General features: G+C 36.0%; 21 protein-coding genes. All 21 read left to right on the top strand.

The window, feature by feature from the left end:
- A partial coding sequence (locus CJF42_RS09550; protein WP_141235522.1) for a sigma 54-interacting transcriptional regulator occupies positions 1 to 892 on the top strand: 892 nt, incomplete at its 5' end.
- A gap of 453 nt (positions 893 to 1,345) precedes the next feature.
- Positions 1,346 to 2,440: a sensor histidine kinase gene (locus CJF42_RS09545; RefSeq protein WP_095366467.1), complete on the top strand. Its 1,095-nt coding sequence runs from the start codon at positions 1,346 to 1,348 to the stop codon at positions 2,438 to 2,440.
- A gap of 157 nt (positions 2,441 to 2,597) precedes the next feature.
- Positions 2,598 to 3,986 carry a sigma-54-dependent transcriptional regulator gene (locus CJF42_RS09540; protein WP_095366466.1) on the top strand — a complete coding sequence of 463 codons (1,389 nt, stop codon included), beginning with the start codon at positions 2,598 to 2,600 and terminating at the stop codon, positions 3,984 to 3,986.
- A 231-nt stretch (positions 3,987 to 4,217) separates the two neighbouring features.
- Entirely contained in the window at positions 4,218 to 4,541 is a 324-nt protein-coding gene (fliE, locus tag CJF42_RS09535; protein ID WP_095366465.1) for a flagellar hook-basal body complex protein FliE, read from the top strand.
- A gap of 109 nt (positions 4,542 to 4,650) precedes the next feature.
- Positions 4,651 to 6,372: a flagellar basal-body MS-ring/collar protein FliF gene (gene fliF, locus CJF42_RS09530; RefSeq protein ID WP_095366464.1), complete on the top strand. Its 1,722-nt coding sequence runs from the start codon at positions 4,651 to 4,653 to the stop codon at positions 6,370 to 6,372.
- Positions 6,365 to 7,405 (top strand): flagellar motor switch protein FliG, encoded by a 1,041-nt coding sequence (gene fliG, locus CJF42_RS09525; RefSeq protein WP_095366463.1) that lies wholly within the window; start codon positions 6,365 to 6,367, stop codon positions 7,403 to 7,405. The genes fliF and fliG overlap by 8 nt, the downstream gene beginning before the upstream one ends.
- Positions 7,406 to 7,437: 32 nt before the next feature.
- A complete protein-coding gene (gene fliH, locus CJF42_RS09520) occupies positions 7,438 to 8,289 on the top strand; it encodes a flagellar assembly protein FliH (protein ID WP_095366462.1) in 852 nt (283 codons plus the stop codon).
- A gap of 28 nt (positions 8,290 to 8,317) precedes the next feature.
- Complete coding sequence (gene fliI / locus CJF42_RS09515) at positions 8,318 to 9,646, top strand: flagellar protein export ATPase FliI (RefSeq protein ID WP_095366461.1); 1,329 nt, start codon at positions 8,318 to 8,320, stop codon at positions 9,644 to 9,646.
- Positions 9,647 to 9,662: 16 nt separating this feature from the next.
- Positions 9,663 to 10,109 (top strand): flagellar export protein FliJ, encoded by a 447-nt coding sequence (gene fliJ / locus CJF42_RS09510; RefSeq protein ID WP_095366460.1) that lies wholly within the window; start codon positions 9,663 to 9,665, stop codon positions 10,107 to 10,109.
- A 119-nt stretch (positions 10,110 to 10,228) separates the two neighbouring features.
- Positions 10,229 to 12,052, top strand: a complete 1,824-nt coding sequence (locus CJF42_RS09505; protein WP_095366459.1) for a flagellar hook-length control protein FliK — start codon at positions 10,229 to 10,231, stop codon at positions 12,050 to 12,052.
- A gap of 74 nt (positions 12,053 to 12,126) precedes the next feature.
- Positions 12,127 to 12,660 carry a flagellar basal body-associated protein FliL gene (fliL, locus tag CJF42_RS09500; protein ID WP_095366458.1) on the top strand — a complete coding sequence of 178 codons (534 nt, stop codon included), beginning with the start codon at positions 12,127 to 12,129 and terminating at the stop codon, positions 12,658 to 12,660.
- A 12-nt stretch (positions 12,661 to 12,672) separates the two neighbouring features.
- Positions 12,673 to 13,770 carry a flagellar motor switch protein FliM gene (gene fliM / locus CJF42_RS09495; protein ID WP_095366457.1) on the top strand — a complete coding sequence of 366 codons (1,098 nt, stop codon included), beginning with the start codon at positions 12,673 to 12,675 and terminating at the stop codon, positions 13,768 to 13,770.
- 56 nt (positions 13,771 to 13,826) lie between these two features.
- Complete coding sequence (gene fliN, locus CJF42_RS09490; protein WP_095366456.1) at positions 13,827 to 14,234, top strand: flagellar motor switch protein FliN; 408 nt, start codon at positions 13,827 to 13,829, stop codon at positions 14,232 to 14,234.
- On the top strand, positions 14,231 to 14,638 hold the full coding sequence (gene fliO / locus CJF42_RS09485; protein WP_502694784.1) for a flagellar biosynthetic protein FliO: 408 nt from the start codon (positions 14,231 to 14,233) through the stop codon (positions 14,636 to 14,638). The genes fliN and fliO overlap by 4 nt, the downstream gene beginning before the upstream one ends.
- A gap of 7 nt (positions 14,639 to 14,645) precedes the next feature.
- A complete protein-coding gene (gene fliP / locus CJF42_RS09480) occupies positions 14,646 to 15,374 on the top strand; it encodes a flagellar type III secretion system pore protein FliP (protein ID WP_502694785.1) in 729 nt (242 codons plus the stop codon).
- On the top strand, positions 15,375 to 15,644 hold the full coding sequence (gene fliQ / locus CJF42_RS09475) for a flagellar biosynthesis protein FliQ (protein ID WP_095366454.1): 270 nt from the start codon (positions 15,375 to 15,377) through the stop codon (positions 15,642 to 15,644).
- A gap of 10 nt (positions 15,645 to 15,654) precedes the next feature.
- A complete protein-coding gene (gene fliR / locus CJF42_RS09470) occupies positions 15,655 to 16,431 on the top strand; it encodes a flagellar biosynthetic protein FliR (protein ID WP_095366453.1) in 777 nt (258 codons plus the stop codon).
- A 34-nt stretch (positions 16,432 to 16,465) separates the two neighbouring features.
- On the top strand, positions 16,466 to 17,599 hold the full coding sequence (gene flhB / locus CJF42_RS09465) for a flagellar biosynthesis protein FlhB (protein ID WP_095366452.1): 1,134 nt from the start codon (positions 16,466 to 16,468) through the stop codon (positions 17,597 to 17,599).
- Positions 17,600 to 17,680: 81 nt separating this feature from the next.
- Positions 17,681 to 19,804, top strand: a complete 2,124-nt coding sequence (gene flhA / locus CJF42_RS09460; protein WP_095366451.1) for a flagellar biosynthesis protein FlhA — start codon at positions 17,681 to 17,683, stop codon at positions 19,802 to 19,804.
- A gap of 19 nt (positions 19,805 to 19,823) precedes the next feature.
- Entirely contained in the window at positions 19,824 to 21,272 is a 1,449-nt protein-coding gene (gene flhF / locus CJF42_RS09455) for a flagellar biosynthesis GTPase FlhF (RefSeq protein ID WP_095366450.1), read from the top strand.
- Positions 21,265 to 22,122 (top strand): MinD/ParA family ATP-binding protein, encoded by an 858-nt coding sequence (locus tag CJF42_RS09450; protein ID WP_095366449.1) that lies wholly within the window; start codon positions 21,265 to 21,267, stop codon positions 22,120 to 22,122. The genes flhF and CJF42_RS09450 overlap by 8 nt, the downstream gene beginning before the upstream one ends.
- Positions 22,123 to 22,126: the final 4 nt, after the last annotated feature.

Here is a 22,126-nt window from a genome sequence, read left to right as displayed (position 1 = left end):
TGGTGCAATTCCTGCCGAACTCCTAGAAAGTGAATTATTTGGTCATGAAAAAGGCGCTTTTACCGGAGCAATATCTACACGAAAAGGTCGTTTTGAATTGGCGCAAGGCGGTACTTTATTTCTGGATGAAATTGGTGATATGCCGTTGCAAATGCAAGTTAAGTTATTACGTGTATTGCAAGAACGTACATATGAAAGAGTAGGTGGCACAAAAGCGATTTCAGCTGATGTACGTGTCATTGCTGCTACCCATAGAAATTTAGATGACATGATCCAACTAGGAACATTTAGAGAAGACTTGTATTACAGGTTAAACGTTTTTCCTATTGAAAATCCTGCTTTACGAGAAAGACGAGAAGATATCCCATTATTACTCAAAGAGTTAATGAGAAGAAATACTGAACAAGGTGGGAACTCGGCCAAATTTACAGAGCAAGCTTTAGAGAATTTAAAAGAGCATAATTGGCCAGGTAATGTTAGAGAGTTGGCGAATTTAGTTGAGAGAATGGTGATCATGTTTCCTGACAAAGTGGTTGATGCACAAGACTTACCTAAAAAATACCAACATTTAGAAGTTGATGCTTTTGTGCCTGAATATCCTGAAGAAATTTTAGAGCGCCAAGCATTAAATGATATATTTGGTTCTGGCTTTTCTGACGATAATGTATATGAGGATGATGAACAAGACTTTGAACAACATGAAAATATTATGGGATTATTACCTGATGAGGGCATTCAACTTAAAGATTATTTAGGTGAATTGGAAGTCAGCCTGATAACACAAGCTTTGGAACGTCATGATTTTGTTGTTGCCAGGGCTGCTGAAATATTAGGTGTTAGACGCACTACGTTAGTTGAAAAAATGAAAAAGTATAATTTAACTAAAGATTAGTTTTTTTAATTCAGTAATAAAGAAGGGCTATTTATAGCGGTTCTTATAGGTTTAAATAATAGCCGCTCTCCTATGACAATGAAAACTATGCTCATTGAACATGCCGCAAGCCTGCATATATGTTAGTAAGACCTAAAAACTGAAAATCTCTCTTTTTAAACATTTAGCCAATAGTTTTTGATCATTAAATAATGGCACACCCTATTCTTCATCATGATATTGAACATCATCAGGCATACTTAAATCTAACCTATTGCAAGTGAATTTAACGCAGAAGTAAGTAAAAATAGCTGCTAGAGAAGTATTTATTAAACTGAATTTAGATTAGATATATCTAACGCCATTTTATTGACTTAACTCCTTGTTGTTTTAATTCTTTGTTTTTATTGTTTTTTTATTGGCACGATCTCTGCTTTAATCAATGTAGATTTTTATTTTGTCAGGTTTAAAGTTATGGCTCTAGCGCAGGTATTAAAAAATGATTATACAAGTTCGCAATATAACCCTTGTTTAATGCAAGAGTCATATTTGGGTGAATTAAATGAATTAAGGCAGCAGTCAAGCTGGCTTAATCACTTAGTAGATACTTTACCTGCTGGTGTAATTGTTCTTGATGGCAGAGGCATGATCGCCCGTGCAAATCAAATCGCCATTGATATGCTTAGCGAACCTTTAGAAGGTGAGAAATGGTTAACGATAATTCAAAGATCATTTTGTCCTAAACAAGATGATGGCCATGAAGTGTCATTAAAAGATGGTCGTAAAGTTAAGTTAAATATTTCAGCTTTATCTCCTGAGCCAGGTCAGTTAATTTTAATGACTGATTTGACTGAAACACGTTTATTGCAAACGCGTTTAGCGCATATGCAAAGGCTAGGTGCATTAGGTAAAATGGTCGCATCGTTAGCACATCAAGTACGTACGCCGCTTTCAGCCGCTATGTTGTATGCAGATCACCTAGGCAATCAAAATTTAAAAACTCATGCTAGAGACAAATTTCATTCAAAACTGATGTCACGATTGCAAGACCTTGAAACACAGGTTAATGATATGCTGCTATTTGCTAAAAGTGGCGAGCAACAAGTTGTTGAAAAAGTCTCTATGCAACAACTTTTGACAGAAGTAAAAGCCAACTCTGAAGCTATGGTTGTACAACATAATGGAGAATTGAATATTGAATTACCCGAGCCTGATATTGAAATTACCGGCAATAAAACAGCTTTAGCCAGTGCAATCGCAAACTTAATTCATAATAGTATTCAAGTAAAAGGCTCTGGTGTTAAAGTTTTATTATCAGTAAAGCGAGATGAAATTGAAAAAGATATGGTTTGCATATGCGTATCTGATAATGGCCCTGGTGTACCAAAAGAATTAGTAAGTAAGATATTTGAACCGTTTTTTACAACAAAAAGCCAAGGTACAGGTTTAGGTTTAGCCGTTGTAAATGCTGTTGCTAATAGTCATCAAGGTAAGGTGAGTTTAATGCAAGATCAAATTGAAGGCGCTGCGTTTAATATTCACTTACCGATTTTCTTACATGAGCTGTAAATAACATCATAGTGAAAGTTAAAAAAAGAGAAAAATGAAGTGTGAAAAATTGAAACTAATGAACAGATTTTAAAATGTTAATAGAGGCAATTTCTATAGTTTCAACAACACTAATTTCAATACAATCCGAAATTAACAAAAGGGTTTTGGAGAAATCATGAACGAGAATAAAATATTAGTAGTTGAAGATGATGCAGGTTTACGTGAAGCATTAATTGATACATTACAACTTGCTGGTATAGATTGCATTGAAGCCGATAGTGCTGAACAAGCTATCATGATACTTAAAAAAGAAAAAGTATCTTTAGTTGTGAGTGATGTGCAAATGGGCGCTTTATCAGGCATAGATTTACTTAAAAGCATTAAGTTAAATCAACCAGATTTACCTGTACTCATGATGACCGCTTATGCAACGATAGATGATGCTGTTGAGGCTATGCGCTTAGGTGCGATTGATTATATGGCTAAACCTTTTGCACCTCAGGTACTACTCAATATGGTGAGTCGTTATTTACCTGAAAAAGAAAAAGAAACAGATGGGCCAATTGTTGCTGATAAGCAAAGTTTAGCATTATTAGACCTAGCTCAAAAAGTCGCTAAATCTCAAGCGAGTGTTATGGTATTAGGGCCGAGTGGTTCAGGTAAAGAGGTGTTAGCTAGGTATATTCATGATCATTCAGATCGTGCTGAATCTCCTTTTATTGCTATCAATTGTGCTGCTATCCCTGAAAACATGCTAGAAGCGACATTATTTGGCTATGAAAAGGGCGCGTTTACAGGTGCGATAGCTGCTTGCCCTGGTAAATTCGAACAAGCACAAAAAGGCACTATATTGCTTGATGAAATTACGGAAATGGATTTAAGCTTACAAGCGAAGCTATTACGTGTATTGCAAGAGCGTGAAGTTGAAAGATTAGGAAGTCGTAAAATAATTAAACTTGATGTGAGAGTATTAGCCACCAGTAATCGAGATTTACAAATGGCGGTTACAGAAGGTAAATTTAGAGAAGATTTATACTACCGTTTAAATGTATTTCCATTGCAGTGGTTAGCGCTTAAAGATAGGCCTGATGATATATTGCCTTTGGCTGAGCATTTAATTGCAAGGCATTGCGAAAGAGCTGGTCAAATAAAACCAAGTTTGACTGATGCAGCAAAAAATAAGTTATATCAGCATTCTTGGGCTGGTAATGTGAGAGAGTTAGATAATGTGATTCAGCGTGCTTTGATCTTACAGTCAAGCGATGTAATTGATGAAAATGAAGTTTTTTTAGAACGGATACGGCCAACAAGTAATGAAAGTAAGGTAGTAGAAGAGGTTGTACAAGAAGTTACAATTACAGCGTCTCAAAATCAAGACCCAGCTGCGAGTGAGTCAAGTTTCAAAAATGAATTAAAAGATCAAGAAAATAAAATTATTTTAGAGACTTTAGAATCTTGCCATGGTCGTCGTAAAGATGTAGCTGAAAAGCTAGGTATTAGCCCTAGAACTTTACGTTATAAATTGGCAAAAATGAGAGATTTGGGTATTCAAGTGCCCGCTTAATTATTCAATTAATATATAAAGAAGGCTAATATTTATTTGCCTTCTTTTTCTTGTTCAGAATTATAAAATAAATATACTACTTATCAATTGCTTATCTTGCTATGTCAAAAATATGACATTAAAGATAAACCTACTAAAAACAGCGTAACCAACTGAAGTAAAAGACTATTAATTTATTGGCAAGAATATTGCTTTGTTTTATTTATAGTGAACATAAGTAATGAGAAAATAATGAAAATACCAGCGAATTCTATATTGCAAGAAATGCAGTCTATGTCAATTGAGGCGGGAACAAAAACACAAAATAAGTTACCCATTCAAGGTGCTTCTAGTGCTGAGTTTGGTGATCTATTACAGAGTGCAATTGATAATGTTGCAGGCTTACAAGCGGATGCGAAAGATAAAGTAACGGCTGTTGAAATGGGTGATAGGCGTGTGTCTCTTGCAGAAGCTATGATAGCATCACAAAAGTCATCAGTGGCATTTGAAGCAACAGTTCAAGTTCGAAATAAACTGGTAGAAGCATACAAAGATATAATGAATATGCCTGTTTAATGCAATAATAAACACACTAACACACTATAAGTGATAAAATGGTGTTAAAGCATTCACATGCAGTAAAATATGATAAATATGGCTATAAAATACAGGCTATGGAGTTATTTTGAACCAAGGTAATCAGAGTACAGATCTCTCAATTCCAGATGCTGGTGGCACTTTAGATACAGGCGGCGTATCAGATGTGGGTCAAGAGCAAAAATCAGGTTTTTTAAGTGCACTCAGTGGTGTTGATGTTTTACGTCAAGTTACTTTAATTATTGCTCTGACTATCTGTTTAGCAATTGCTGTTTTTATTATTATTTTGGCGCGTCAACCGGATATGCGTCCATTAGGCAAAATGCCTACCAATGAATTAATTCAAACATTAGATTTTTTAGATGCGCAAAAAATTGATTATAAACTTGATGGAAATATTGTCTTAGTGCCCGAAAATGATTATCAATCTATTAAGTTATTAATGCAAAGAGAAGGCCTTGAACAAGAGCCTAACTCAGGTACTGATATTTTAATGCAAGATATGGGTTTTGGTGTGAGCCAAAGGCTAGAGCGCGAACGTTTAAAGCATGGTAGAGAGCAGCAATTAGCACGCACAATAGAAGAACTTAGAAATATAAACAGGGCTAAAGTACTTTTAGCTATTCCAAAAGAAAATGTATTTGCTAGATTAGAGAAAAAACCATCAGCGACTGTTGTTCTAACACTCAAACGTGGACGTATTTTACGAGGTGAAGAAGTTAATGCAATCGTTGATATTATTGCATCAGCAGTACAAGGTTTAGAACCATCTAGAGTGACGGTAACAGATCAGAATGGGCGATTATTAAATTCGGGTTCTCAAAGTTCATTATCAGCACGTTCTCGTAAAGAATATGATATTGAAGTTAAGAGAGAACAAGCATATTTAGAAAAAATCGATACTATTCTTATTCCAGTTGTAGGGCTCGGCAGTTACACAGCTCAAGTTGATTTAATGATGGATTTTAGCTCAACTGAAGAAACGCAAAAGCGCTTTAATCCTGATTTACCTGCAATTCGCAGTGAAATGACAATAGAAGAGAATAATATAGGAGGATTAGCGGTAGGTATACCGGGTGCTTTGTCTAATCAACCGCCTGTTAACTCTGATATACCTGAAAAAGCAGTTGGGGGAAATGCGAATACAAGTGCTCCGAGTCGAAATCATAAAGAAGCAACACGTAATTATGAGCTAGATACAACGATATCTCATAAAAGACAGCAAACAGGAGTAATACGTAGAATAAGCGTAGCAGTTGCAATTGATTATAAGTCAACAACCAATGCTGAAGGAGCAACATCAGAAGTACCACGTACTCAACAAGAGTTAGCTAATATTCGTCGTTTACTACAAGGTGGAGTTGGCTTTAACATGCAGCGCGGAGATGTTTTAGAAGTTGTTACTGTGCCATTTGTAAAAGCAGCGACATCTGAAGTAGTTGAGTTACCTATATGGGAACAACCTTGGTTTATTAAAGTGATTCGCTTAGCCCTAGGTGCAATTGTAATTATTGTATTGATTTTAGCTGTTGTTCGCCCGATGTTGAAGAAACTAATTAACCCTGATGATACACTCGAAGAATATGATGAAGACTCTTTAAGCTCAGGTGTTGATTTAGGTGATAGTACAATAGATATGTTATCCCAAGAGTTTGATGAATCGGCAGTCGGTTTTGCACCAGACGGTACTTTACAATTACCTGATTTACATGGTGATGAAGACTTATTGAAAGCTGTTAGAGCGCTAGTTGCAAATGAACCTGAATTATCCTCTCAAGTAGTTAAAGCGTGGTTGACCGAAGATGACTGATGAAGAAACACAAGAAGTAAGTGCGGGTTTTGATGTTGATAAACTTGATGGCGTAGAAAAAGCATCAATTTTATTACTGAGCTTGTCTGAAGAAGATGCAGCCCAAATTTTAAAGAACTTAGAGCCTAAGCAGGTACAAAAAGTAGGCATGGCAATGGCTGGATTAGCTGACTTAAGCCAAGATAAAATTACAGCGGTACATAAACTTTTTATCGATCAGATCCAAAGCTTTAGTAACATAGGCTTCCAATCTGAAGACTTCATCAAAAAAGCATTAACAGCAGCATTAGGTGAAGAAAAAGCAGCTAATATAATAGATCAAATTATTATGGGGTCCGGCGCAAAGGGTTTAGATTCATTAAAATGGATGGATTCAAAACAAGTTGCAAATATCATTAGAAATGAGCATCCACAAATACAAACAATTGTATTATCTTACTTAGATCCTGAGCAATCAGCTGAAATTGTAGCGCAATTTCCTGAGAAGGTACGCTTAGATCTCACTATGCGTATTGCTAATTTAGAAGAAGTACAGCCAGCAGCACTGCAAGAATTAAATGAAATAATGGAAAAACAATTCGCAGGACAAGCAGGTGCACAAGCAGCTAAAATGGGCGGTTTAAAAGCAGCTGCTGATATCATGAATTACCTTGATACCAGTATAGAAGGTCAATTGATGGACTCAATACGTGAGCATGATGAAGATATGTCTCAACAAATTCAAGATTTAATGTTTGTATTTGATAATCTTATTGATGTTGATGATCGTGGTATTCAGGCTATTTTACGTGATGTACAGCAAGATGTTCTGATGAAAGCTATTAAAGGGGCCGATGAAGGACTTAAAGATAAAATACTTAAAAATATGTCTAAACGAGCAGCGGAAATGCTTGCGGATGACTTAGAAGCAATGGGTCCAGTTCGTATCAGTGAAGTGGAAGCCGCGCAAAAAGAAATTTTAGCAGTGTCAAGAAGGCTAGCTGATGCAGGCGAAATTATGCTCGGCGGCGGCGGCGGCGAAGAATTCTTATAATTAGATATTTAGGCGAGGAGCCTCATAAATAAATGAAGTTAGGCAAATATCGTAATGGTCACCCAATCCAATCTGAAGATGCTGTCAGGGAGTTATTAAAAAACTGGTCAGCACCTGAGGTGAGTGATGAAAATAAGCTGCAAGATTTTTCAGGTCGCTCAACGGCAATGGGAACATCATTGGAAGACTTATATAACCCTCCAGCAAAACAAGCTGATATAATTGAAGATCAGACTGAGGAGGAGCAAGTTGTAGCGCCTATGACTTTGCAAGAATTGGAAGATATCCGACAAGCCGCTTTTGAAGAAGGTTTTAATCAAGGAAAAGAAGAAGGGTACCCTGTTGGTCTTGAAGAAGGAAAGACACAAGGGATTCAGTCAGGTTTTGAAGAAGGATTAATCCAAGGTAAAGAGCAAGGAATCGAGCTTGCTCAACCAACTATTGACGAAAAATTACAGCAACTAGAAACTTTATTTAATGCTTTAAATACCCCTCTGCGTCATTATGATGATGCGGCAGAAAAGCAATTAATAGCTATCTCAACCATGTTAGCCGAAGCCGTTATTTATACTGAAGTAAAAACTAACCCTAAAGCGATTCTTTCAACTTTAAAACACTGTATGGATGCATTACCTTTAACTCAACAACAATGTGAAATTCAGCTTCACCCTGATGATTTTGAAAATATAGTCAATAGTTATGGAGAAGATGAGATAGATAAAAGAGGTTGGCGTTTAAAATCTGAGCCAAGTCTAGAATTAGGTGGATGTATTGTTAATGCCAATAATTCATCAATAGACTTTAGCTTACAAAGTAGAATATCTGATACATTAAATGGCTTTTTACATTCTTCAGGCATTGATAACTCAACGACCGAAGAATAATTGCACTTTTGAAAACCTGAGGTAATCAATGCAATCAATTGGCTTGGCCGATAAGTTAGCATCTTATAAAAAAAATATACAAAAAGTACCTCCAGCAATTGCAGGAAGTTTAACGCGTGTAGTTGGTTTAACCCTTGAAGCGCGAGGTGTAAAAGCGTCTATAGGCAGTCACTGCCAGATTGAAACCCTCCATGGTATGGTTGATGCGGAAGTAATAGGTTTTAATGGTGATACTTTATACCTTATGCCTAATGATGCAATTTCCGGTATGTTACCTGGCGCAAGAGTTATCCCACAAGTGAAAGAGCAAGGTCTTCCCGTTGGTATGGGGCTTTTAGGTCGTGTTGTAGATGGCTTAGGTCGCCCTTTAGATGGGTTGGGACCAGTTGTTAGTGAAAAAAAATTAAAGTTTGCTCAAAATCAAATTAATCCTTTATCAAGACGTTCTATTTCACAGCCTATGGATGTTGGCGTTCGTGCAATAAATTCAGTCATTACAGTTGGGCAAGGGCAAAGAATGGGCTTGTTTGCCGGTAGTGGTGTAGGAAAATCAGTACTACTAGGCATGATGACCCGGGGATCAACTGCAGATGTGACTGTTGTTGGTTTAGTGGGGGAGCGTGGTCGAGAAGTTAAAGAGTTTATTGAAGAAATTTTAGGTGAAGAGGGACGTAAACGCTCCGTTGTTGTTGCAGCCCCGGCAGATTCTTCTCCGTTGATGAGGCTTAAAGGGTGTGAAACTGCAGTAACAATTGCAGAATATTTTAGAGATCAAGGGTTAAATGTTTTACTTTTACTTGATTCTGTAACGCGATATGCCATGGCACAAAGAGAAATAGCCTTAGCTATTGGGGAGCCACCTGCAACAAAAGGCTATCCACCTTCTGTTTTTGCAAAATTACCCGCTTTAATTGAACGTGCAGGTAATGGTGGTGAAGGGCAAGGTTCCATTACCGCCTTTTTTACTGTTTTATCGGAAGGTGATGATATGCAAGACCCAATAGCTGATGCCGCAAGGGCGATATTAGATGGTCATATTGTATTGTCTCGAGAGCTTGCGGATAGTGGCCACTATCCGGCTATAGATATAGAAAAGTCTATTAGTCGTGTTATGCCGCAAGTTGTTTCTCAAGCTCATATGCAACAAGCAAGAGTGATAAAACAAGTTTATTCTATGTATCAACAAAATAAAGATATGATCACTTTGGGAGCTTACCAAAAGGGAACAGATCCGGTTTTAGATAAGGCAATTTCAATGATCCCCGATGTGAATCAATTTCTACAACAAGGTATGACGGATGTCATACCATATGATGAAGGATTACAAGGATTAGCGCTATTGTTAGGTCAGGCTTAATTTTTAAGGAAAACTAATGGCATTAAAACAACTAAAATTAGTTTTAAAAGTAACTTCAGATAAAGAAGAGAAGTTGCGCCTTGAATATATGAAATCGCAACAATACTTGAATGATAACCAAGATAAATTAAATGGTTTATCTGAATTTAAATTTGATTATATGAAGCAACTACAAACTAGGGGAGAAACGGGGCTTACAGGTGCCAATTACAGTCATTATCAGTCGTTTATATCTAAAATTGAAAATGCAATGGATCAACAAATCCAAGTAATAAATACAGCCAAACAAGTTGTAGCACAAAGAAAAGGAATTTGGCTAGAGCAACAAATAAAAGCTAAATCAATAGAAAAACTGATAGAGAAAAAGAGTAATCAGTTATTGCACAAGAGAAATAAAGCAGAACAAATGAGTTTAGATGAATTTACAACTAATCAATTTATACAACGCCAAAAACAATTATAAACACTTCAAACCACACTCTGGCTTAGTTATTGCTTTTAAATATAAAGTACTTTTTGAAAAGCTCTAATGAGATATAAACCATATTCGTTGAAGAACTGCGATTTATAAATGAGGTAAAGATGGTAAATATAGACCAACTAATTCCAAGTTCGAATAATACACTTTTAAAACAAAGTTCTATAAATGAAAAGAGCAATGATAAAGATGGTGAAGGCTTATTTTCATCTATGTTTAGCTCTCAAATTAATGATATGGAAGACCCTGCTACGCTTTCTTTATTTGCGGCTGAAGTAAGAAATATTAATAATAAAAAAAGTGGCAATAAATTGCCAAGCTTTTCAGATATAGATACTTCAAATCTTGATATAGTGATTGAAGGTGATAAAAAAAATCAAAATGTTGATACTTTAATGAGCGATGAATTGCTGAATAAATCAATATTACTTGATGGTAAATCAGAAAATATCGAAAAAATGAATAATTCAGATGATTCATTATTATCTCAAATACAAGCATCAAACAAAATGAGTTTAATGGTTTCGGATGAAACGCTTAGCGATGGTTTTGAGTTTAAAAATATTAAGTTGAACTCAGATCAAGCAATTGATGAATCAAATCAGAATGAGAATTCTAAAGATATTTCAAGTATTATTGTAAAAACTGATAACAACATCAGTGGAGAACAAGCAGAAAAATTAGGAAAAGCAGAAATAGCGCAATTAAATAGTCTTAAAAGTGAAATTGAAGTAAGCCATAAAGTTATTCGTAATGCCACAGAATTACCACAGGTAAAACTAAATACTTCAGTGGTAAATCAATTGAAGCAAGTTTTACCTGAACTTTCTACAGAGCAAAAGTCACAATTAAAACTTAGTTTAGAATCCGCTTTAAGTGAATTAGGAAAACGAAAAATGACAACCGATATTGTAAATGAGATAGAGAAACTCAACTCTATTTTATTACAAGTCGATGAATTAATCGCTAAAGATGAAACTAAAGCAGATAATACGGTTAGAATAGAAACTTTAAATATAAACATTAAAAAGCAAGAAAATGAGTTAGTTAATGAAGTACCGTTAGGCCTTGAAACTGTAATTAAAGCTATGGACACATCGATTACTGAGCAAGACGAAACTATTATACAAAAAGAAACTACTAGCCCATCACCTAAAAAACCAGAACAAAACTTAGCTTTGGGAAAAAATAATAATAATGATAATTTTAAAAGAGCAGTTATTTCAGAAAATCGAGATTTAATAATTGAAGATGAAATATTAGAGAATATAAAATCAAATGTTGAAATCACTAAAGAAACTATAAACTCAGGAAAAAATACGGAATCGTTAGTTGCCACTCCAATCACTAAAATTCAAGTAAATACAACATTTAATGACATTATTCGGCAATTAGAGCCGCAGTCAAGCACTGGATTAGAGTCAGATCCTGTCACTGATTTCACTAATTCAATCGCTGTAACTCAGACAAGTACATCATTAAACGCTAAATTAGAGAGTGATAAACTATTACAACAACCAATTAATATCGCGCGTTCAGATGCTGCAAAACTACTTAATGAACGCGTAACATTTATGTTAAGTCAACATAACCCTCAAGCTGATATTCGTTTAGATCCACCAGAATTAGGCAGTATGATTATTAGAGTCCGAACGGATGCAGAGCAAGCACAAATTAACTTTTCAGTGCAAAACCAACAAGCTAAAGAGTTACTGGAGGAATCACTTCCTAAATTGAGGGAGATGCTAGCCGAGCAAGGAATTGATTTAGGTGAGAGTAATATTGAGCAACAACAAGGAAAAGATGAGCAAGAGAGTTTAAATAGCAACCAAAATGCGTCACAGTCAAACTCAATAGAAAATGATGAAGTACTCGCCACAGTGAAAGTCGCAGGAAATAAACTTGGTGGAGTTGATTTTTATGCTTAAAATATTCAATGAAATTGGTATGATAGCCGTTATAATTAATGAATAATCACATAATACTTTATCAGGGAATATAAATGGCTGAAGAAAATGATTTAGAAATCGAAGCGGGTGAAGGTAAAAGCAAGAAAATGCTTTTCATTATAATTGCTGTGGTGGTGCTAATTGCAGGGGGAGTTGGCGCTTTTTTCATGATGTCAGATGGGGATGTTCCAGAAACTGAGGAAACATTAACTGAAGAATCATCAGAAACGCAAAGTGCCGCACCATCGGGTGAAAAGGCAGAGCTGGGCACTGCACTTTATGTTGGCATGCCAAGACCCTTTGTATTTAATGTTCCAGGTGCAGGGCGAGATCGTTTAGTGCAAATTAAAGTTCAATTGTTGGTCCGTGGTGATGCTAATGAGGAAGCAGCAAAAAAACATATTCCTTTAATTGAAGGTACATTATTAAGTATTTTCTCTACTGCTAATGCAGATGCATTGAGTACCAGTGCAGGTAAAGCAGATTTAAGAACAAAATCTTTACAAGAAGTTCAAAATACACTGAGCGAAATTGAAGGCAATAAAGTAGTTGAAAAAATACTCTTTACTGGTTTTGTAATGCAATGATGAGGAAGTAGGGTGAGCGATTTATTATCCCAAGACGAAATTGATGCGCTATTGCATGGTGTCGATGAGGTTGAGGAAGATGAAGATGAAGAAGAAGGTGGTGAATCCGGTGATGGTAAAGCCCTACAATATGACTTTTCTTCTCAAGATCGAATTGTTCGTGGGCGAATGCCTACCCTGGAGATTGTGAATGAACGATTTGCACGTCATATGAGGATTAGTTTATTCAATATGATGCGCCGCACTGCTGAAGTGTCGATTAATGGTGTACAAATGATAAAGTTTGGAGAATATATCCATACTTTATTCGTCCCGACAAGTTTAAATATGGTGCGTTTTAGACCTTTAAAAGGCACTGGTTTAATAACGATGGAAGCACGTTTAGTGTTTATTCTCGTTGATAATTTTTTTGGTGGTGATGGTAGATATCATGCAAAAATTGAAGGCAGAGAATTTACACCTACCGAGCGTCGTATCGTTCAAATGTTACTAAAAATTATTTTTGAAGATTATAAAGATGCTTGGGCGCCAGTAATGGATGTATCTTTTGAATATTTAGACTCAGAAGTAAACCCAGCAATGGCTAATATTGTAAGTCCAACAGAAGTTGTTGTGATTAGCTCATTTCATATCGAATTAGATGGTGGAGGTGGGGATTTTCATATTGCCTTACCTTACTCTATGCTTGAACCTATCCGAGAATTACTTGATGCAGGTGTGCAATCTGATACCGAAGACACCGATTTACGCTGGAGTAAAGCGCTAAGAGATGAAATTATGGATGTGGAAGTGGACTTATCAACGCGTATGCTTGAGGTTGATTTATCACTATCGCAAATCATGGAGCTTGAAACCGGAGATGTAATACCTGTTGATATGCCAGAGCATATTACCGTATTTATTGAAGATTTACCGACATACCGCGCTAAAATGGGTCGTTCACGCGATAATATTGCAGTTCAAATTAGTGAAAAGATTAAACGCCCCGAATCAGTTAAATCTGAATTACATGTATTTACCAAAGGTGGTAAAAAACTAGACTCAGATGCTGAGCTTGCATTACTTGAAGATGATATGCATTTATCTGATGGCGTCGATTTAGATTGGTAGCGTAAAACACTATATTTTGTTTAGAGATTAATTTAAAAGGTTGAAAGGTTTTTTATATGAGTGATGATAAAGATACAATGGATGAATGGGCCGCAGCTTTAGCCGAAGCCGAAGGTGGGGAAGAAGGCGAGAAAAATGATGAAGCAGAGCTCGCTGAACTGGAAGAGTTAACAGATGAAAAAACAGACTTAACTGTTGATGAAAAAAGAAAACTTGATACTATTTTAGATATTCCCGTTACTATTTCGATGGAAGTGGGGCGTTCAAGAATCAGTATTAGAAACTTACTGCAATTAAACCAAGGTTCCGTGGTTGAGTTAGATCGTGTTGCTGGTGAGCCATTAGATGTTTTAGTTAATGGTACTTTGATTGCACATGGTGAGGTGGTTGTAGTGAATGATAAGTTTGGTATACGTCTCACCGATGTAATTAGCCAAATCGAAAGGATCAAAAAATTACGATGAAAAAATACCGGTTTCTTATTGGTATCTTTTTGCTGCCAAATTTAGCGTTTGCGGCTAATGATGGCATGCAAAATCTCATGTCGATGGCAATGTCTCTTGCACTTGTTATTTGTATTATTGTTATCTTAGCTATATTAGTTAAAAAATTTAATCCGCAATTGACTAATTTAGATGAGTTTAAAGTGATTCGCTCTATTCCTTTAGGAAATAAAGAGCGATTAATAGTGATTGAAATAGATGATAAACAACACTTATTAGGGGTGACTCCACATGCAATTAACTATTTATATCAATTAGAAAAGCCTTTGGAGGCTAAAGAAATACCACAATTGGCAAAATCACTTAGTCAATTACTCAATCCACAAAAAGAAAATATTCAACAAAAGAATAATAAAAATGTATAAAATTATAATGATTACTTTGTTATTTTTTATCTGTGGAAATACTTACGCAGATCAAGGATTACAAGCCTTAACTATTACTTCAAATGCAGATGGATCACAAGATTACTCTGTTACTTTGCAAGTATTAGCCATGATGACAGCTCTGAGTTTTATTCCAGCCGCTGTTATTATGATGACATCATTTACCAGAATAATTGTTGTATTAGGTATCCTACGTCAAGCAATTGGTTTACAACAAACACCTTCAAATCAAATACTTGTTGGTATGTCATTATTTATGAGCTTATTTATTATGGCACCGGTGTATAACAATATAAATGATCGTGCAATCACACCTTATCTCAATGAAGAGATGACTTCTATACAAGCTCTAACCGAAGCTAAAGAGCCATTAAAAGCGTTTATGTTATCGCAAACAAGAATTAAAGACTTAGAAACATTTACGCAAATTGCAGGACTATCACAATTAGATAAACCGGAAGATACACCTTTTTTAGTTATTATACCTGCGTTTATTACCAGTGAACTTCAAACTGCGTTTATTATTGGTTTTATGTTTTTTATTCCATTTCTAATTGTTGATTTAGTTGTAGCAAGTATTTTGATGGCGATGGGTATGATGATGCTATCTCCCATGATAGTGTCAATGCCTTTTAAAATTATGCTATTTGTTTTAGTTGATGGCTGGGGGCTTGTTATGGGTACCTTGGCTAAAAGTTTTGGGCTTGGATCTTAAATGGAACCGGAAATAGTTGTAGAGATAATGAGCAATGCTTTGTTTTTGGTTATTAAGCTTGTTGCGGCAATTATCATTCCGAGTTTAACTGTGGGTCTTGTTGTTGCTGTATTTCAAGCCGCAACTTCGATTAATGAGCAAACGTTAAGTTTTTTACCCCGGCTTATCGTTACTTTATTAGCCTTAATTTTTGGTGGTCATTGGCTAACACAAGAGCTTATCGATTTTTTTAAAACTTTAATTATGAATATACCTGAAGTAATGGGGTAATTTAAACATCATGGAATATCCTGTATCTATTATTATTCAGTGGCTTTCTGATTTCATATTACCATTTATTAGAATTTCAAGCATGTTAATGGTTATGGCCGGTATTGGTGCAAAGAATGTATCTAGTCGTATTAAAATATCCTTAGCTATGTTAATTACTTTTGTTGCATTACCGACAATTCCGCCTTCAGAATTTACCAACTTATTATCATTAGAGATGATATTAGTTGCCATTCAGCAATTACTGATTGGTGTTGCTATTGGTTTTGCCTCTATTTTATTATTGAATACTTTTGTTTTAGCGGGTCAAATTTTGGCTATGCAAACAGGTCTCGGTTTTGCTTCAGTAATTGATCCTTCAAATGGACAAAGTGTACCAGCCGTAGGGCAATTTTATTTGATTTTAGCGACTTTGCTTTTTTGGATTTATGGCGGTCATTTAATGATGATTCAAATGATAGTGAATAGTTTTATTATGATTCCAATTGATGCCACTTGGTGGAATATAGAAAACTATAGAACGATAGCTAACTGGGGTGGATGGTTATTTGCTACAGCGCTGGTTTTATCTTTAGCACCATTAACAGCTATGCTGATTATCAGTATGTCATTTGGTGTTATGACAAGAGCTGCTCCTCAATTAAATATATTCTCGATAGGTTTTCCATTTACCTTATTAACAGGTCTTGTCATTATTTGGGCTACCTTAGGTAATTTTACTGCACAATTTGAGCTTCAATGGCTGCAAATGATTAAATTAATGTGCGGTATGATAGGTTGTAGTTAAACATTGATATTATTAGAGTATAGAAAGGTAAATTATGGCTGAAGATTCGGGTGCAGAAAAAACAGAAGATCCCACCGCCAAGCGTTTAGAAGACGCAAAAAAGAAAGGTCAAATAGCCCGTTCAAAAGAAACGGGTACTGCATTTGTATTAATTATGTCTGCTGTTTCTTTAATTATGTATGGTCCAGACATTGGTAAAGCATTATTAAAAATAATGAAAAGAATGCTGAACTTAAATCATAATGAAACTTACGATACAACTAAAATGTTTTCTGCTTGGGGTGAAGTGGCAGGAGAACTTTGGTTTGGTTTGGCTATGTTTGTTTCAATTATTCTAGCTGCAGCTTTCATTGGCAATACATTTCTAGGGGGGTTTAATTTTAGTTGGGGAGCTGCAGCACCAAAAGCAAGTAAAATGTCAATCGCAAAAGGCTTTATTCGTATGTTTGGGCCGCATGCTGCAATTGAATTAATAAAAGCATTATTAAAATTTGGTTTAATCGCTGGTGTCGCAATTTTTATCATCATTGGATATTTTGACGAGATATTACATCTGAGCCTAGAGTCTGCACCAAATAATATAGAGCATTCACTTACTATTTTAGCTTGGGTTTTTTTAGGTTTATCTTGCACTTTAACGATAGTGGCTCTCGTGGATGCCCCATTTCAAAAGTGGAACCATAACAAACAGTTAAAAATGAGTTTGCAAGAAATTAAGGATGAGTATAAAAGTAGCGAAGGTGATCCGCAAATAAAAGCGAGGATCAGACAAACACAAAGAGAGATGTCTCAAAGGCGAATGATGCAAGATGTACCTGATGCTGATGTCATAGTGACTAATCCAACGCATTATGCAGTTGCCATTAAATATGATACTGATAAAGCAGGTGCACCAATTGTTTTGGCCAAAGGTATAGACCAAATAGCATTGCAGATACAAAAAATTGCAAAAGAACATGAAGTTCCAATTTTAGAATCCCCGCCATTAGCGAGATCTATACACCATTTCACAGAAGTGGGAGCTCAAATCCCAGACCAACTATTTGTTGCAGTAGCACAAGTATTAGCTTACGTTTTTCAGCTGAAACAATATAAAAAAGGCAGGGGGAAAAGACCTACTAAGCTAAGTAATAAACTTCCTATTCCAGAAGAGTTAAAACACGGTTAAACACTAATTTAATCGCTTCAAAAAAATGGAATGATAATTGCTAAAATCTAATCAGTGTCAATTTTTTGAAATTGTAGTTGTATGGATTTAAAGGCAGTTTTTACTCAGTTAAATAATGAAAAAATGGATTATCTAAAAGGTGTTGGTACACCTTTACTAGTATTAGCAGCGCTTGCTATGGTGGTTTTACCTATGCCCCCATTTTTATTAGATATGCTGTTTTCATTTAATATAGCCCTCGCATTACTTGTCTTGTTAATCACAGTTTACACGCTAAAGCCGGTAGACTTTGGTGCCTTCCCTACCGTCATACTTATAGCAACAGTATTAAGATTAGCATTAAATGTTGCAAGTACTAGAGTTGTTTTATTAGAAGGTCATAATGGGCCTGATGCAGCAGGGCAAGTGATAGCTGCTTTTGGTAATGTTGTGATAGGTGGTAATTATGCTGTTGGTTTAGTTGTTTTTATTATTCTGATAATTATTAACTTTGTTGTTATCACTAAAGGGGCCGGGCGTATCTCTGAAGTTTCTGCACGTTTCACATTAGATGCAATGCCAGGTAAACAAATGGCAATTGATGCTGATTTAAATGCTGGTTTTATAACTGCAGATGAAGCTAGAGACAGACGTGGTGAAGTCACCCGTGAAGCTGATTTTTATGGTTCAATGGATGGTGCGAGTAAATTTGTAAAAGGTGATGCCATCGCGGGTATTGTCATATTAGTGATTAACATTGTAGGTGGTTTATTTGTTGGCATGATCCAACATAATTTACCGTTTACTACGGCGATGGAGGTTTATACTTTATTAACCATAGGTGATGGTTTAGTTGCTCAATTGCCCTCTTTACTACTGTCAATTGGTACTGCGATTGTTGTAACTCGTCAAAATGAATCTCATAAAATGGGCGAAGAAATCTCTAAGCAATTAGGTAATCAAAAAGCACTTTATATTGCTTCTGGCATCATGATCACTATGGGTTTAGTCCCTGGCATGCCTCATTTATCTTTTATTTCTTTAGGAATAATAATTGGTGCAATTGGATACTACGGACATAAAATAATTGCTGACGAGCAAGCCCAAGCAGAGCAAAGTGCTACAGGAACTGGGATGTCTACAAATGCTTCAGGCGCTTCGACTCCAGTGACACAAGAGCAACAAGAATTGAATTGGGATGATGTACAACAAGTTGATGTAATAGGCTTAGAAGTAGGCTACAGACTTATTCCTATGGTAGATCAGGCTCAAGGCGGTGAATTATTAAGTCGTATCAAAGGTGTCCGTAAAAAGCTATCACAAGAGCTAGGTTTTTTAGTGCCTCCTGTACATATTAGAGATAATTTAGAGTTAGATCCAAATGCATATCAGATCACGCTAATGGGGGTTTCTACTGGTGTTGGTGAATTAAAGCATGGTAATGAACTTGCTATTAACCCAGGCCAAGTTTTTGGCCCTGTTGCTGGCATAGAGACTAAAGATCCTGCTTTTGGCTTAGATGCAGTTTGGATCGGCCCTGAACAAAAAGATGAAGCACAATCTCTAGGTTATACAGTAGTAGATGCTGCCACGGTTGTTGCTACTCATATAAGCCAATTGTTGCATAATAATGCGGCATTATTGCTCGGCCATGAAGAAGTTCAAAACTTATTAGATATGCTAGAAAAAAGCCACCCACGCTTAGTTGAAGGTTTAGTTCCTGATGTTTTACCGCTTACAACTATCGTTAAAGTATTACAAAATCTATTAAATGAAGGTGTGCCAATTAGGGATATGCGTTCAATTGTACAGACTCTTGTTGAGTATGGACCAAGAAGTCAGGATGCTGATGTATTAACGGCTGCAGTGCGTATTTCTTTACGTAGATTAATCATTCAAGATGTTGCTGGCGCATCAAATGAAATACCTGTCATAACTTTGGCTCCTGAGTTGGAACAGATGTTGCACCAGTCACTTCAGAATGCAGGCGATGAAGGTGCTGGCATAGAACCTGGGCTTGCTGAGAGATTACAAAACTCTCTTAGTGAAGCACATCAAAACCAGGAAATGTCAGGAGAGCCTTCAATATTGTTGACCTCAGGCATGCTAAGAACTGTTTTATCACGATTTGTAAAAAATACAATTCCTGGTTTAAGAGTTATTTCTTATCAAGAAGTGCCAGATGAAAAACAAATTAAAATTATCAGTTCTGTTGGTCAGCAATAATAAAGATAAGGGGTAGAATGTGAAAATTAAACGTTTTTTTGCTAAGGATATGCGTACAGCTCTTAATGAAGTTAAAGAAGAGTTAGGCCTAGATGCTGTCATTATGTCGAATAAAAAAATGGCAGATGGCGTCGAAATTGTTGCTGCTGTTGATTATGACAAAAGACCTGTTCAGGCTAAGGTAGCAGCCAGGACAGAAACATCCGTTGCACAGAAACAGGCGAGAACTCATTCAAATGTTAACGCTCACACACAGATGAATTCGCAATATAGTTCAAAGGTTAATAACTTTGTACGCCCTAAACCATTAGTGGCTAAAGCTGAACCTGAAGCTAATGTTGCGGATAGTTTAGAGGCTTTACTTAATAGGCAGTCTACTCAGTCGAAAGAAAATAAACAGTCAAATATGTTTAATAACAAGTTTGATGAAAATATTGAGGAAGTTAATGATGATTCATTTGAATCACCTTGGTATAAAAAATCAAATAAACCAGAAAGAGCATTAGAAAATTCAGTAAATAAAGAGCTAAATAATAAAGAAATGCAAGCGATGCAAGATGAAATGGCTGCAATTCGTCAACTTTTAGAGCATCAAGTTTCAGGTTTAATGACGCAAGATTTAGCTAGAAGAGATCCAACCCGTGCATATATGATCGAAAGGCTTAGGGGTATGGGTATTAGTGATGATGTTGCGGATCAAATGGCATGTTTCATTCCTGATGACGTATCAGAAAAAAAAGCATGGCAAGCTTTGTTAGAAATGGTTCAAAGTCAGCTATATACAACTAACAATGAAATATTGCGTCAAGGTGGTGTTTTTGCTTTAGTAGGTCCTACGGGTGTTGGGAAAACAACGACAGTTGCAAAGCTCGCAGCATTAGGAGCACAAAAATTTGGTGCTGATAAAGTTGCATTAATTACAACAGATACATATCGTATAGGTGCATATGAACAGTTGGCAACTTATGGCAGAATTATAGGTTGTCCAGTTAAGCAAGTAAAAGATGCTAATGAATTAGCTGAAGTTTTATATCATTTACGTGGTAAACGTCTAGTATTAGTAGACACAGCAGGTATGAGTCAAAGAGATTTACGCCTTACTGAGCAATTAAACACACTAATGAGAAATGTAAAAGTTGATATTCGCAGTTATTTAGTTTTAAGTGCAACAGCTCAGGTGGAGGTTTTACAAGAAACAGTAAAGCATTTTAAAAAGGTACAGTTAAGTGGTTGTATTTTCACCAAACTTGACGAATGTCTTAGTTTAGGAGAAATTATCAGTATTGCGATTCAAAATCGTCTGCCGATAGGGTATCTTACTAATGGTCAGCGCGTACCTGAAGACATTCGAGTTGCAAATGCTGAAAAATTGGTTAAAAAAGCAGAACAAATGTATGCTAAAAAGACTAAAGCACAATATCAAAGAGATTCAACGGTAGAATCTCAAACAGTAGGAATGTATGATTAATACAGTTATGGATCAAGCAAGTGGCCTGCGTATGATGAAACAGAATAAGAATGCAGTTAAAGTAATTTCAGTAACTGGTGGTAAAGGTGGCGTAGGCAAAACAAATGTTTCTTTGAATATGGCAATTGCCATGGGACAACAAGGTAGACGAGTTCTTGTATTAGATGCCGATTTAGGTTTAGCTAACTGTGACGTGATGTTAGGTTTACGTGTAGAGAAAAATTTATCGCATGTACTTTCCGGTGAGTGTGAATTGGAAGATATTTTAGTTGAAGGACCGCATGGCATTAGAATTGTGCCGGCAACATCTGGCTCCCAAACTATGGTTGAGCTCTCTCCATCAGAGCATGCAGGGTTAATACGTGCATTTAGTGAGCTTAATGCAGATTATGATGTTTTAATTGTTGATACCGCTGCAGGTATATCTGAAATGGTATTAAGCTTTTCTCGTGCTGCACAAGATGTATTAATGGTGGTTTGTGATGAGCCGACTTCAATAACGGATGCATATGCTTTAATAAAAATATTAAGCCGTGAGCACGGAGTTTATAAATTCAAAATTATTGCAAATATGGTGAGAAGTTTAAGAGAAGGGCAGGAGCTTTTTGCAAAACTTTCTAAAGTAACGGATCGATTTTTAGATGTTTCTTTAGAACTTGTTGCTACGGTGCCTTTTGACGAAAATATGAGGAAGTCAACACGTAAACAAAAAACAATTGTTGATCTTTTTCCTAAATCTCCTGCCGCAATAGCTTTTAAAACATTAGCAACAAAAGCAGCTAAATGGCCAATTCCAAATCAACCTTCGGGACATTTGGAATTTTTTATTGAAAAACTAGTAAACCGCTAAAGGC

Origin of the sequence: Pseudoalteromonas sp. NBT06-2 (assembly GCF_002276045.1) — a bacterium.
In the GTDB taxonomy this organism is placed as follows: Bacteria; Pseudomonadota; Gammaproteobacteria; order Enterobacterales; family Alteromonadaceae; genus Pseudoalteromonas.
Note: the sequence above shows the minus strand (reverse complement) of the source record. Positions and strands in the feature narration are given on the sequence as shown.